Below are 14,413 nucleotides of genomic sequence, written 5' to 3' on the forward strand. Positions count from 1 at the left end.
CAGCGGAGGTGCCGGGGCGGCTCTGGCGGATCGTTACTTCGACCGCCTGGTCCCGCTCAGGCGCGGGGGCTGCCGGAGCTGGAACCAGTAGAAGCCGTGCCCGGCGAGGGTCAGCAGGTACGGCCACTCGCCGATCGAGGGGAAGCGCACCCCGCCGATCAGCTCGACCGGGTACCGTCCTCCGTACTGCCGCAGGTCCAGTTCGGTCGGTTGCGCGAACCGGGAGAAGTTGTTCACGCACATGACCAGGTCGCCCTCGTGCTCGCGCACGAAGGCCAGCACGGCGGGGTTGCTGGAGGGCAGTTCGGTGTACGTGCCGAGGCCGAACGCCGGGTTGAGCTTGCGGATCTCGATCATGCGACGCGTCCAGTGCAGCAGCGAACTCGAACTGCTCTGCTGCGCCTCGACGTTGGTCACCTGGTAGCCGTACACCGGGTCCATGATGGGCGGCAGACTGAGCCTGCCCGGGTCGGCGGAGGAGAAACCCGCGTTGCGGTCCGGCGTCCACTGCATCGGCGTGCGGACGCCGTCCCGGTCGCCCAGCCAGATGTTGTCGCCCATGCCGATCTCGTCGCCGTAGTAGAGCACCGGCGAGCCCGGCAGGGAGAGCAGCAGGGCGGTGAACAGCTCGATCTGGTTGCGGTCGTTCTCCAGCAGCGGGGCGAGCCTGCGGCGGATGCCCACGTTGGCCCGCATCCGGGGGTCCTTGGCGTACTCCGCGTACATGTAGTCGCGCTCCTCGTCGGTGACCATCTCCAGGGTCAGCTCGTCGTGGTTGCGCAGGAAGATGCCCCACTGGCAGCCGTGCGGGATGCGCGGGGTCTTGGCGAGGATCTCCGAGACCGGGTAGCGCGACTCCCGGCGGACCGCCATGAAGATCCGCGGCATGACGGGGAAGTGGAAGGCCATGTGGCACTCGTCGCCGCCGGAGCCGAAGTCGCCGAAGTAGTCGACGACGTCCTCCGGCCACTGGTTGGCCTCGGCGAGGAGCACGGTGTCGGGGTAGTTGGCGTCGATCTCCTTGCGGACCCGCTGGAGGAACTCGTGCGTCTCCGGCAGGTTCTCGCAGTTGGTGCCCTCGCGGGCGAACAGGTACGGCACCGCGTCCAGCCGGAAGCCGTCGATGCCGAGGTCGAGCCAGAACCGCAGCCCGGCGATCATCTCGTCCTGGACCCGCGGGTTGTCGTAGTTGAGGTCCGGCTGGTGGGAGAAGAACCGGTGCCAGAAGTACTGCTTGCGCACCGGGTCGTAGGTCCAGTTGGAGCTCTCGGTGTCGACGAAGATGATCCGGGCGTCCGGGTACTGCTTGTCGTCGTCGGCCCACATGTAGAAGTCGCCGTACGGGCCGTCCGGGTCCTCCCGGGAGGCCTGGAACCACGGGTGCTGGTCGCTGGTGTGGTTCATGACGAAGTCGATGACCACGCGCATGCCGCGGGCGTGCGCGGCGTCGACGAACTCCATGAAGTCGGCGAGGTCGCCGAACTCCGGCAGGACCGACTTGTAGTCGGCCACGTCGTACCCGCCGTCGCGCAGTGGCGAGGCGAAGAACGGGGGCAGCCAGAGGCAGTCGACCCCGAGCCACTGCAGGTAGTCGAGCTTGGACGTGAGCCCCTTGAGGTCCCCGATCCCGTCGCCGTTGCTGTCCTGGAAGGACCGCACCAGCACCTCGTAGAAGACCGCCCGCTTGAACCACTCCGGGTCCAGGTTCTTCTTCGAGGTCTCGGGGAAGGTGTCGGGGACGGGCTCGTTCACTGTCACGCTGGGTTCCTCCGAACCGTGAGGAGGTGAGCCGGCTCGGCAGAGGGATCGAGCCGGACGTAGTTGTGCCGGCCCCAGGTGTAGGCGGCGCCGGTGAGCTCGTCGTGCACCGTGAACGGCACGTCCGCCTCACGGCCCGGGAGGGCGATCGTGACGGTGGCCTCCTGGGCGTGGTGCGGGTCCAGGTTGACCACGGTGATGACGTGGTCGGTGAGGCCCTCGGGCGTGGTCGCGGTCTTGGAGAAGGCGAGCACCTGGTCGTTGTCGGTGGGGTGGAAGTGCAGGCCGCGCAGCTGCTGGAGGGCGGGGTGCCGGCGGCGCAGCCGGTTCAGCACGGTGAGCAGCGGGGCGAGGGTGTCCGTCCGGGTCCAGTCGCGCGGGCGCAGCTCGTACTTCTCCGAGTGCAGGTACTCCTCGGAGCCGGGGTGGGCCGGCTCGTTCTCGTACAGCTCGTAGCCGGCGTAGACGCCGTAGCTGGGGGAGAGGGTGGCGGCCAGGACGGCGCGGATCGCGAACGCCGCCCGGCCACCGGTCCGGAGGTACTCGTGCAGGATGTCCGGGGTGTTGGGGAAGAAGTTGGGCCGCATGTAGGCGGCGGCGTCACCGGAGAGTTCGGTGAGGTACTCGGTGAGTTCCTGTTTGGTGTTGCGCCAGGTGAAGTACGTGTACGACTGGTGGAAACCGATCTTCCCCAGGGTGTGCATCATGGCGGGCCGGGTGAACGCCTCCGCCAGGAACAGCACATCGGGGTCGGTGCGGGCGATGTCGCCGAGTACCCTCTCCCAGAACACCACCGGTTTGGTGTGCGGGTTGTCGACCCGGAAGATCCGCACCCCGTGGGCCATCCAGAAGTGGAGGATGCGGATGGTTTCCTTGACGATTCCATCCATGTCCTGATCGAAGTTGACCGGGAAGATGTCCTGGTACTTCTTCGGCGGGTTCTCGGCGTAGGCGATGGTGCCGTCGGCCCGGTGGCTGAACCATTCCGGGTGCTTGTTCACCCACGGGTGGTCGGGGGAGCACTGGAGCGCGAAGTCCAGCGCGACCTCCAGGTGCAGCGCCTCGGCCTCGGCGACGAAGTGGTCGAAGTCCTCGATGGTCCCGAGGTCCGGGTGGACGGCGTCGTGGCCGCCCTCCGGCGAGCCGATCGCCCAGGGTGAGCCGACGTCGTGCGGACCGGCCGTCAGGGTGTTGTCCGGGCCCTTGCGGAAGGCTCGGCCGATCGGGTGGACGGGCGGCAGGTAGACCACGTCGAAGCCCATCGCGGCGACGGCCGGCAGCCGTTCGGCGGCGGTCCGCAGGGTGCCGGAGACCGGCGGCTCGACGCCGTTCGGGTCCACCACCGCGCCCTCCGAACGGGGGAAGAACTCGTACCAGGAGCCGTAGAGCGCGCGCTCCCGGTCCACCTGGAGCGGCAGCGGGCGGGAGGCGCTCACCAGTTCGCGCAGCGGGTACCGGGCCAGCAGGTCCAGCACGTCCGGGGCGAGCGCGGCGGCCAGCCGGGAGAGCGGCGGCAGACCGGTGTCGCGCAGCGCGTCGGCGGCGGACAGCACGTGTGCCCGGCCCTCCTTCTTCGGCACGTTGGCGGCGGCCCGCTCCAGCAGCCGGGCGCCGTCCTCCAGGACCAGCGCGGTGTCGATCCCGGCGGGCAGCTTGACGGCGGCGGTCCGGCGCCAGGTGGCGATCGGGTCGCTCCACGCCTCCACCAGGTAGGACCAGCGGCCGGGTGCGGTCGGGGTGACGTACGCGCCCCAGCGGTCGCTGCCCTCGGCGAGCTCGCGCATCGGCGTCCAGGGGCCGCTGCGGCCGCGCGGGTCGCGCAGGACCACATTGGCGTTCACCGCGTCATGGCCCTCGCGGAAGACGGTGGCGCTGACGAGGAAGGACTCGCCGGTGACGGCCTTGGCCGGGCGGCGGCCGGCGTCGACGAGGGGGCTGACGTCCAGGACGGGGATGCGGCCGATCACGGTGTCGCTCTCTGTCGTCTTGCGGGCGGAGGGCTTGCGGACGGGGGCATTGCGGGGGGCGGCCTTCGCGGGCGTACCGGCCCGCGCGGTGGCGGACCCGGCCGCGGGTGTGCCGGTGGGTGCGCCGGTCGGCCCGGCGGGTGTGCCGGTGGCGGCGGCGGTGCGGCGCTTCGTGGTGGTGCGCCTGCGCGGTGCCGCGGCCCGGTGCTCCTCGGCCCCCGGGTGCCGGGCCGGTTCGGCCCGTTCCGGAGGGACGGCCCCGGCCCCTCGGGGCCCCGGCATCGCCGTGTCTGCCCGACTGTCAGAATCCATCCGTCCGGCGGATTCCGCGACCGCTGCGTCGAGTGTGTCGGCCACCGGTGTGGACTGGTCCCGCGTGTCGCCGTGCATGCCAAACTCCTGCCCGAGATCGGCGGCAGCTCCCGCGGGCCGCGCGGGCCAGGGGAGTACCGGGAGGACTGCTGGGTGGGGAGGACGTGCGACCGGAAGCCTGCCCGCGCCGTCGTCCCCGGCAACCTGCCCGTCTCCCGCCGAGGCTGTGGCGGGAGGTCCCGGAACCCGTGTGCGTCCCGGCGCACGCCTCTGCGGGGACACCCCGGGGGGTTCCCGACCCACCCGTGAACGAGCAGGCCGAGTCGGAGGACACGCGTCGGTGCGCGGCGAGCGCCGAATGGGCTAAGGAGGATGAGGATCGATCAACGCGAAAAGGATTCGGACGTGCTGCTTCGAGAAGGGCGCCACCCTTCGCCGTACTCCCCGCAGCATCAACGACCTTCGTTCATCGTCGCACCGGGGGCAGGGTTTTCGCAGCGGTACGACAGTAGTTTCGGGCGTCGTCCGGGGCGGATCCTCCGGTGGAAATGGATCTGTTCCGCAGCGTTCACGCATTGGTAGCGCGTTCCCTCGGAAAGTGCGCCTCGCGCGCCCCCTGTGCAGTCCAATGCGCCGAATGCGATCTCATCAATAGGCCGAACGGAGTCCCAATAGCCCACTTGACGCACCCTCATGACGATTGCCGGGGCTACGCTTCACGCCGTGAAGGCAATCCGCAGATTCACCGTCCGCACCGTCCTGCCCGAACAACTCCAGCCGTTGCACGAGCTGGCCCTCAACCTGCGCTGGTCCTGGCACCCCGAGACCAGGGACCTCTTCCGGTCCGTGGACCCGGAGGTCTGGGCCGCGTCCGGTGAGGACCCGGTGCGCCTGCTCGGGGAGGTCCCGGCCGCCCGGCTCGCCGCACTCGCCACCGACCGGCGCTTCCTGCGCAGGCTCGGCGACCTCACCGAGGACCTGCGCGACTACCTGACCGGCCCGCGCTGGTACCAGAGCTCCCCGCCCGGGGACGACCAGCAGGCCGTCCGCACCCCGCTGCCCGCCGCCATCGCCTACTTCTCGCCCGAGTACGGCATCGCCGCCGCGCTGCCCCAGTACTCCGGCGGTCTCGGCATCCTGGCCGGCGACCACCTCAAGGCCGCCAGCGACCTGGGTGTGCCGATCATCGGCGTGGGCCTGTTCTACCGGCACGGCTACTTCCGCCAGTCCCTCAACCGGGACGGCTGGCAGCAGGAGCGCTACCCCCTGCTCGACCCGGACGAACTCGCGGTCAGCCTGCTCCGGGAGAGTGACGGCGCCCCCTGCCGGATCGACCTCGCCCTGCCCGGCGGCCGCACCCTGGCCGCGCACGTCTGGAAGGCCCAGGTCGGGCGCGTCCCGCTGCTGCTGCTCGACTCCGACATCGAGGCCAACTCGCCGGCGGAACGCGACGTCACCGACCGCCTCTACGGCGGCGGCAGCGAGCACCGGCTGCTCCAGGAGATGCTGCTCGGCATCGGCGGCGTCCGCGCCGTCCGCGGCTACTGCCGGCTCACCGGCCACCCCGCGCCCGAGGTCTTCCACACCAACGAGGGCCACGCCGGCTTCCTCGGCGTCGAGCGGATCCGCGAACTGATCGCCGACGACGCGGCCGGCCCCGGGCTCGACTTCGCCGCCGCCCTGGAGGCCGTCCGGGCCGGCACCCTGTTCACCACCCACACCCCCGTCCCGGCCGGCATCGACCGCTTCGACCGCGAGCTGGTCGCCCGCCACTTCGGCGGCGACGCCGCCCTGCCCGGCGTCCAGGCCGAGCAGGTGCTCGCACTCGGCGCCGAGACCTGGCGCGGCGGGGACCCGAAACTGTTCAACATGGCGGCCATGGGCCTGCGGCTCGCCCAGCGCGCCAACGGCGTCTCCACCCTGCACGGCGAGGTCAGCCGGTCCATGTTCAACGGCCTCTGGCCCGGCTTCGACGTCACCGAGGTCCCGATCACCTCCGTCACCAACGGCGTCCACGCCGCCACCTGGATCGACCCGGCCGTCGTCCGGCTCGGCGCCGCCGAACTCGGCGCCGACCGCGCCGAGGCCGCCATGACCACCGGCGACGCCAAGCGCTGGACCGGCCTGGAGCGGATCGGCAACACCGAGGTCTGGGAGCTGCGCCGCAACCTGCGCGCCCAGCTGGTCGACGAGGCCCGCCAGCGGCTGCGCACCTCCTGGCGCCAGCGCGGCGCGGGCGAGGCCGAGCTCGGCTGGGTCTCCTCGGTGCTCGACCCGGACGTCCTCACCATCGGCTTCGCCCGCCGGGTGCCCTCCTACAAGCGGCTCACCCTGATGCTGCGCGACCAGGAGCGGCTGCGCGCCCTGCTGCTGCACCCCACCCGGCCGGTGCAGATCGTGGTCGCGGGCAAGGCCCACCCGGCCGACGACGGCGGCAAGCGGCTGATCCAGCAGATGGTCGCCTTCGCCGACGATCCGGTCGTCCGGCACCGGATCGTCTTCCTGCCCGACTACGACATGGCGATGGCCCAGCACCTCTACCCGGGGTGCGACGTCTGGCTGAACAACCCGCTGCGCCCGCTGGAGGCCTGCGGCACCTCCGGGATGAAGGCCGCGCTCAACGGCTGCCTCAACCTCTCCGTCCTGGACGGCTGGTGGGACGAGTGGTACGACGGCCAGAACGGCTGGGCGATCCCCACCGCCGACGGCACCGGAGGGGTGCTCGACCCGGAGAGCGTCGAGGCCGAGCGGCGGGACGACATCGAGGCCGCCGCGCTGTACGACCTGATCGAGAACCAGGTGGCCGCCCGGTTCTACGACCGCGGTGCGGACGGGCTGCCGCACCGCTGGATCGCCATGGTCCGGCACACCCTGGTCACCCTCGGCCCCAAGGTGCTGGCCGGGCGGATGGTCCGTGAGTACGTCGAGCGGCTGTACGCCCCGGCGGCGCTGGCCCAGCGGGAGCTGGCGGCGGCCCGTCCGGGTGAGGGCCCGTACGCCGGGGCGCGCGTGCTGGCCGGCTGGAAGGCCCGGATCCGCGAGGCCTGGCCGGCCGTCCGGGTCGAGCACGTCGAGGCGGAGAACCGGGACGAGGCGCAGGAACTGGGCAGTGCGCTGGCGCTGCGGGTGCAGGTCGCGCTGGGCACGCTGGAGCCGGACGACGTCGAGGTGCAGGTGGTGTCCGGGCGGGTGGACGAGTCGGACGGCATCTCGGACGCCTGCCTGCTCGCGCTCAAGCCGGTGGGCGGCCCGGACCTGGACGGCCGCACCCGGTACGAGGGCTCGCTGGAGCTCTGCCGGACCGGCCCGTTCGGTTACACCGTCCGGGTGCTGCCGGCCCATCCGGGCCTGGCCTCGCCGGCCGAGCTGGGCCTGGTCACGCTGCCGGCCGAGTCCGCGGGGATGGACGCGGGGCTGCTGCGCTGATGATGCCCTGACGGTGGGGTGGGGAGACCGACACGGTCTCCCCACCCTCCTAGACCAGGCTGTTCCGCCAGGCCTGGTGCAGTTCGGCGAAGCGGCCGGAGCCGTCGATCAGTTCCTGCGGGGTGCCGTCCTCCACGATCCGGCCCTCGTCCATCACCAGCACCCGGTCGGCGATCTCCACGGTGGAGAGCCGGTGGGCGATGATCACGGCCGTCCGCCCGGCCAGCACGGTGCGCATCGCCCGCTGGACGGCCTGCTCGCCCGGGACGTCCAGGGAACTGGTGGCCTCGTCCAGGATCAGCACGGCAGGGTCGGCCAGCAGAGCTCGGGCGAAGGCGACCAGCTGGCGCTGCCCGGCCGAGATCCGCCCGCCGCGCTTGCGCACATCGGTGTCGAAGCCGTCCGGCAGCGCGGCGATGAACTCGTGGGCGCCGATGTCCCGGGCGGCCTGCTCGACCTCCTCGCGGGTGGCGCCGGGGCGGCCGATCGCGATGTTCTCGGCGACGGTGCCGGAGAAGAGGAAGGACTCCTGGGTCAGCATCACCACGCCGCGCCGCAGCTCCGCGGTGGCGAGGTCACGCAGGTCCACGCCGTCCAGGGTGATCCGGCCGTCGGTCGGGTCGTAGAACCGGGCCAGCAGCTTGGCCAGCGTCGACTTGCCCGCACCGGTCGCGCCGACCACGGCCACCGTCTGCCCGGCGGGCAGCACCAGGTTGAACGGCGGCAGCACCTCCTTGCCGGTCCGGTAGGCGAACTGGGTCTTCTCAAAGCGCACTTCCCTGCCTCGCGCGCTCGCCTCCGGGCGCTCGGATCCGGCGCCGACGTTCCTCGCTCCGGCACTCCCTCCTCCGTCGGTCGCTTGTCGCTCGTCGCTTTCGGCGCCGGCGCGCCCTTCGGCTCGGCGCGGGGTGCCTCGCGTGCCCGTCAGGGCGGGCAGCTCGACGGGCTGGGCCGGCTCGGCGACGGTCGGCTCGTGGGCGAGCAGGCCGGAGATCTTCTCCAGGGCGGCGGCGGCCGACTGGTAGTTGTTCAGGAACATCGCCAGCTGGTCGATCGGTTCGTAGAGCCGGTGCAGGTAGAGGACGAAGCCGGTGAGCACGCCCAGCTCCACCGCGCCGTCGGTGACCAGGAAGGCGCCGAGCAGGACCACGCCGGCGGTCCAGACGTTGGCGACGGTGCGGGAGAGGCCGACGTAGCGGGCGATCTCCAGCAGGCCGTCCGCGGTGGCGGTGGCCGACTGCCGGTTCACCTCGGCGAAGGCGGCGTCGTTGGCCCGCTCGCGGCGGAACGCCTGCACCGGGCGGATGCCGTTCATGGTCTCGGTGAAGCGCACGATCACCGAGGCGGCCGAGGTGCGCGAGCGGCGGTAGACCCGGCGCGAGCGGACCCGGAACGAGCGGGCGATCAGACAGAGCGGCAGGAACGAGAGCAGCGAGACCAGGCCGAGCTGCCAGTCCATCACCAGCAGCAGCACCGAGATGTAGAAGACCGAGAGGGAGACCGTCAGCAGTTCCTGGAGGCCCTCGGAGAGCAGCTCGCGCAGGGCGTCCACGTCGCTGGTGGCGCGGGAGATGATCCGGCCCGAGGTGTAGCGCTCGTGGAAGTCGAGGCTGAGCCGCTGGGCGTGGCGGAAGATCCGGCCGCGCAGGTCCAGCAGGATGTCCTGGTTGACCCGGGCGCTGATCCTGATGAACGCCCACTGCAGCACGGTGCTCAGCACGGCGCAGGAGAGATAGGCGGTGACCACCGCGACCAGCGGGCCGGCGTCGTGCTCGCGCAGGGCCGGGACGCCCCGGTCCATCGCGATGGCGACCAGCAGCGGGCCGGACTGCAGAGCGGCCTGCTGGACCAGGATCACCACCATCGCGATGGTGACCCGGGCCCGGTGCGGGCCGAGCAGTGAGCGCAGCAGCGCCCGGGGCGCGCCCGGCGGGACGGGGATGTCCTCCTCGTCGACCGGGGGCGGCAGCTCGTCCTCGGCCGGCCGGCTCTTCTGGGCCCGTTCGGTGGGCTCGATCGTGGTGGTCATCGGGCGGGACTCCCCTTCGGTACGAGGGCGGCCTCGCCCGACATCAGTTCGCGGTAGCGCGCCGAGGAGCGCAGCAGCTCGTGGTGGGTGCCGACGGCCTCGATCCGGCCGTCCGCGAGGACGGCGACCCGGTCGGCGAGCAGGACGGTGCTCGGCCGGTGGGCCACCACCAGGGCGGTGGTGGAGCCGAGCACCTGGCGCAGTGCCCGTTCGACCAGTGCCTCGGTGTGCACGTCCAGCGCGGAGAGCGGGTCGTCCAGCACCAGGAAGGCCGGGTCGCCGACCACCGCGCGGGCGAGCGCGAGCCGCTGGCGCTGGCCGCCGGAGAGGCTGAGGCCCTGTTCGCCGACCTCCGTCGCCACTCCGTCGGGCAGTTTGTCGACGAAGCCGGCCTGGGCGGTGGCCAGTGCGGCGGCCAGCCGGCCGTCGTCGGCGCCGGGCGCGCCCATCAGGACGTTCTCCCGGACGGTGGCGGAGAACAGGGTGGGCTCCTCGAAGGCCACCGAGACCAGTTCGCGCAGCCGCTCCCGGGACAGTTCGCGGATGTCGCGGCCGTCCAGGGTGATGGTGCCGGCGGTGGCCTCGTACAGACGGGGGAGCAGCGCGGTGAGCGTGGTCTTGCCGCTGCCGGTGGCGCCGACCAGGGCCATCGTCTCGCCGCTGCGGATGTGCAGGTCGATGCCCTGGAGCAGGTCGGGGGTGTCGGGCGGGGCGTCCGGGTAGCGGAAGCGGACGCCGCTGAGCCGGATGCCGTCGCCGGTGGTGCCCGGCTCCCGGCCGGGGGCGTCGGCCTGCTCGGGCCGGTCGGGCCGGTCGGCCGGTTCGGGCTCGTCCAGCACCTCGAAGAAGCGGTCGGTGGCGGTGGCGGCCTCGTTGGCGCTGGCGAGCAGCCAGCCGAGCGACTCGACCGGCCAGCGCTGCGCGAGCGCGGTGGAGAGGAAGGCGACCAGGGCGCCGGCGCTCAGCTCGTCGTGGGCGACCAGGTAGGCGCCGGCGGCGAGCGCGCAGCCGAGGGCCAGCTCGGGCAGGCCGACGACGACCGCCCAGAGGGTGGCCAGCAGACCGGCCTTCTTCAGCTCGGTGCGGCGCAGGTCGTGGGCCTGCGCGTGGAAGCGCTCGGTCATCGAGCGGTGGCGGCCGAAGGCCTTGAGGATGCGGATGCCGAGGATGGACTCCTCGACGACGGTGGCGAGGTCGCCGCTCTGGTCCTGGGCGAGGCGGGCGGCGCCGGAGTAGCCGGCTTCGAAGCGCCGGGTCAGCACGATCAGCGGCAGCGCGGGCAGCAGCACGATCAGCGCGAGCCGCCAGTCCTGGGCGAACATCAGCGCGGTGCCGGCCAGGAACATCACCGAGTTGACGATGAGGAAGACCAGCGGAAAGGTCAGGAACAGCCGCATGGTGTACATGTCGGAGGTGGCCCGGGAGAGCAACTGACCGGAGCCCCAACGGTCGTGGAAGGAGATCGGCAGCCGCTGGAGCCTGGCGAAGAGGTCGCCGCGCATCGCCGTCTCCAGCTCGGCCAGCGGGCGGGCCAGGAGCACCCGGCGGGTGTAGAACAGCGCGGCCTCGGCCAGGCCGAGCGCGAGCAGCAGGCCGACCAGCGGCCAGAGCGCGTCGAGGTCGTGGTCGGCGATCGGGCCGTCCACGATCCGGCCGAGCACCAGCGGGACGCCAAGCAAGCTGAACATGGCGAGCAGGGCGGCGGTGATCGAGGCGGCCAGCCGCCAGCGGACCGCCCGGGCGTAGGGCCAGAGGCGTAGCAGGGAGCGGGTCGTCGACCGGTGAGCGGGCGCGGCGGGCGCGGCGGTCTCGGTGGTCGGTGTGGTCGGTGTGGTCGGTGCGATCTGCTGGGGCTGGAGGCCAGGTGGGCCCTCCTGCCGCTGGCCCGGCGGTGGTGGTGCTTCGGGCAGCAGGGTGTTTAGGTTCTCGGCCATCGCGGTGAGGGTAAGCAGATATCCGGTCATTTCTCATCCGGGTTTCGGACCTATCGACGAGAACCGGCCACCTGTGCGGACCCGTACGGATCCGGGTGCGTGCCTGCCCGGCTCCGCCCGGTTCCGCCCGGCCCGGACGGGCCCGGACCGGCCCCGACCGGCCCCGCGCGGTCTCGGCGGACGGAATCACCCGGACGGGCGGGGCGCGTGCTGCCTTGAGGGGCGCGTGTGGCGAATGGTGCATATCGCCATGCTTCGTGCGCCTCTCGTGTGCACTCCGCAGCCACCCGATGACAACTTCTGACGGAAAGTCACTATGCTGACGAAGGAAGGACGATGACGGTCACGACCGAGCGGGCTCCAGGAGCGGCGGGCCCCCGGGCCCGGACCCAGCAGAGCCTCAGTGTCGAGGCGGCGAAGAATCTCGCCACCACGACCAGGTCCGTACCGCAGATGCAGGAGATCGGCTCGCGCCGGCCGCTACGTCTGCGTCACCGGCTGTTCCGACGACGTGATGGGTCTGCGGCCCAGGGCGGTCAGCCGGATCGACGGGCACTACCTGCAAGGAGGGGAGTTTCCACTACCTGATGATCGTCGCCGACAAGGTCTGATCAGTCGCCGGCCGCGGGCGTGCGCAGCAGCTGGAGCGAGTGCCCGCCCAGCAGCACGGTGTCCTGCGGGCGGCACGTGGGTGCGGGCGCGTCCGCGGTGGTGTCGAGCACCGTCTCGTACGCCGTCTGCGGCGCGGTCCAGGGCTCGCCGGGCAGGGTGAAGGGCAGCGGCTCCGGGCCGGCGTTGAGCAGCAGCAGGAAGCTGTCGTCCTGCAACGGGCGGCCGGACGGGTCGCGTTCGGCCGTCGCGGCGCCGGAGAGCAGCATGCCGAGGCAGGCCGTCGGGGCGAACCAGTCGGCCTCCGTCATCTCCTTGCCCAGCGGGGTGAACCAGGCCAGGTCGGGCCGGCCGCCGGGGGCGGGGGCCCGGCCGGAGAAGAACGCCCGCCGGCGCAGCACCGGGTGGGCGCGGCGCAGCCGGACGAGCCGGGCGGTGAGCTCGCGCAGCTCGCGCGGGGCCGGGTCGTCCAGCAGCGACCAGTCCAGCCAGCTCACCTCGTTGTCCTGGCAGTAGGCGTTGTTGTTGCCGCCCTGGGTGCGGCCGAACTCGTCCCCGGCGGTGATCATCGGGACACCGGTGGAGAGCAGCAGGGTGGCCATCAGATTGCGCAGCTGGCGCTGCCGCAGGGCGGTGACGGCGGGGTCGGTGCTCTCGCCCTCGGCGCCGTGGTTCCAGGAGCGGTTGTCGTCGGTGCCGTCCCGGTTGGCCTCGCCGTTGGCCTCGTTGTGCTTGCGGTCGTAGGAGACCAGGTCGCGCAGGGTGAAGCCGTCGTGGGCGGTGATGTAGTTGACCGAGGCGTACGGGCGCCGCCCGCCGCGCTGGTAGAGGTCGGAGGAGCCGGAGAGCCGGTAGCCGAGTTCGCGGACGTCCGGCCGGGCGCCGCGCCAGAAGTCCCGGACGGTGTCGCGGTACTTGTCGTTCCACTCGGCCCAGAGCGGCGGGAAGTTGCCGACCTGGTAGCCGCCCGCTCCGACGTCCCAGGGTTCGGCGATCAGCTTGACCCGGCTGAGGACCGGGTCCTGGGAGACGGCGGCGAGGAAGGGGTGGTCCATGTCCACGCCGTCGGCGCCCCGGGCGAGTGCGGCGGCGAGGTCGAAGCGGAAGCCGTCCACGCCCATCTCGGTGACCCAGTAGCGCAGCGAGTCGGTGATCAGCCGGACCACCTGGGGCCGCCGGGTGTCCAGGGTGTTGCCGCAGCCGGTGTAGTCGGCGTAGCCGCGGGCGCGGTGCGGCGGGAGGCGGTAGTAGCCGGAGTTGTCGATCCCGCGCAGCGAGAGGGTGGGGCCGAGTTCGGCGCCCTCGGCGGTGTGGTTGTAGACCACGTCGAGGATCACCTCGATCCCGGCGGCGTGCAGCGCGCGCACCATCCGCTTGAACTCGCCGACCTGGCCGCCGCGCCCGCCGGCGGCGGAGTAGCCGGCGTGCGGGGCGAAGTAGCCGATGGTGTTGTAGCCCCAGTAGTTGACCAGTCCGCGCGCCTGGAGGTGGTCCTCGGAGGCGTGCTGGTGGACGGGCAGCAGCTCGACGGCGGTGACGCCGAGGCCGGTCAGGTGCTCGATCGCGGCCGGGTGGGCGAGGCCCGCGTAGGTGCCGCGCAGCTCGGGCGGCACCCCGGGGTGCCGCATGGTGAAGCCGCGGACGTGCAGTTCGTAGAGCACGGTCTCGGCCCACGGGGTCTTGGGCCGGTGGTCGTCGTACCAGTCGTCGTCGTCGTGGACGACCACGGACCTGGGCACGTACCGGGCCGAGTCGCGGTTGTCCCGGACGGTGTCCGCCACGTCGGCCTCGGGCCAGTTGCGGACGGCGCCGCAGACGGAGTCGTGGGAGGTGTAACAGCCGTCGATGGCCCGGGCGTACGGGTCGAGCAGCAGTTTCGCCGGGTTCCACCGGGCGCCGGTCCACGGGTCCCACCGGCCGTGGACGCGGAAGCCGTAGCGGGTGCCGGGCCGGACGCCGGGCAGGAAGCCGTGCCAGGTCTGGAAGTTCTGCTCGGTGAGCGGGTGCCTGCTCTCCTGGCCGTCCTCGTCGAAGAGGCAGAGCTCGACGGCCTCGGCGCCGGCCGCCCAGAGCGCGAAGTTGGTGCCCCGCCGGCCGTGGGCGTCGGTGCGGAAGCGGGCGCCGAGCGGTTGCCAGCTGCCCGGCCACGGTGGCTCGGCGGCGGGCCCGCCGTGCGGCCGTGCTGCGGCTTCCAGCTCCTGCCCTGACGCCATGGCCGTACCCTCCCTGAGCGGGGTGTCCCGGACCCCGTTCACTTCCTTGTTCCCTGATCCTGCTGATCGGAAGCCGCTGAACGGTGGCCTACCGGCGGATGGCCGTTCGGCGTCGGCCACGGGTGTGGGGTTTTCGCGGCCTCCGCGTGTCCTGTCGGGATTGTC

The 14,413-nt window shown here is 72.2% G+C and carries 6 protein-coding genes and 1 pseudogene; 2 read left to right on the forward strand and 5 right to left on the reverse strand.

Translation table 11 applies throughout. The features are described 5' to 3' along the window. Nucleotides 1-33: 33 nt before the first annotated feature. Together treS and ACIO5D_RS25855 are read right to left on the reverse strand one after the other, a co-directional pair. Nucleotides 34-1,758: a maltose alpha-D-glucosyltransferase gene (gene treS, locus ACIO5D_RS25850; RefSeq protein ID WP_363604869.1), complete on the reverse strand. Its 1,725-nt coding sequence runs from the start codon at nucleotides 1,756-1,758 to the stop codon at nucleotides 34-36. Continuing rightward, on the reverse strand, nucleotides 1,755-3,725 hold the full coding sequence (locus ACIO5D_RS25855; protein ID WP_400654782.1) for an alpha-1,4-glucan--maltose-1-phosphate maltosyltransferase: 1,971 nt from the start codon (nucleotides 3,723-3,725) through the stop codon (nucleotides 1,755-1,757). Before ACIO5D_RS25855 ends, treS begins: the two co-directional genes overlap by 4 nt. Before the next feature lie 1,035 nt (nucleotides 3,726-4,760). On the opposite strand from ACIO5D_RS25855, the gene glgP reads away from it, so the two are divergent. Further along, a complete protein-coding gene (glgP, locus tag ACIO5D_RS25860) occupies nucleotides 4,761-7,463 on the forward strand; it encodes an alpha-glucan family phosphorylase (RefSeq protein WP_400798071.1) in 2,703 nt (900 codons plus the stop codon). 49 nt (nucleotides 7,464-7,512) lie between these two features. On the opposite strand, the gene ACIO5D_RS25865 is transcribed toward glgP, so the two are convergent. Then, entirely contained in the window at nucleotides 7,513-9,492 is a 1,980-nt protein-coding gene (locus ACIO5D_RS25865; protein WP_400798074.1) for an ABC transporter ATP-binding protein, read from the reverse strand. Then, nucleotides 9,489-11,426 (reverse strand): ABC transporter ATP-binding protein, encoded by a 1,938-nt coding sequence (locus ACIO5D_RS25870; RefSeq protein ID WP_363604875.1) that lies wholly within the window; start codon nucleotides 11,424-11,426, stop codon nucleotides 9,489-9,491. Before ACIO5D_RS25870 ends, ACIO5D_RS25865 begins: the two co-directional genes overlap by 4 nt. A 336-nt stretch (nucleotides 11,427-11,762) precedes the next feature. On the opposite strand from ACIO5D_RS25870, the pseudogene ACIO5D_RS25875 reads away from it, so the two are divergent. Continuing rightward, nucleotides 11,763-11,912, forward strand: a pseudogene (locus ACIO5D_RS25875) (Crp/Fnr family transcriptional regulator); the annotation flags it as partial. Between the two features lie 125 nt (nucleotides 11,913-12,037). Here ACIO5D_RS25875 and glgX read toward each other — a convergent pair. Continuing rightward, a complete protein-coding gene (gene glgX / locus ACIO5D_RS25880) occupies nucleotides 12,038-14,248 on the reverse strand; it encodes a glycogen debranching protein GlgX (protein WP_363604876.1) in 2,211 nt (736 codons plus the stop codon). Between the last annotated feature and the right edge of the window lie 165 nt (nucleotides 14,249-14,413).

Source organism: Kitasatospora sp. NPDC087315, assembly GCF_044744345.1.
Classification (GTDB): Bacteria; Actinomycetota; Actinomycetes; order Streptomycetales; family Streptomycetaceae; genus Kitasatospora.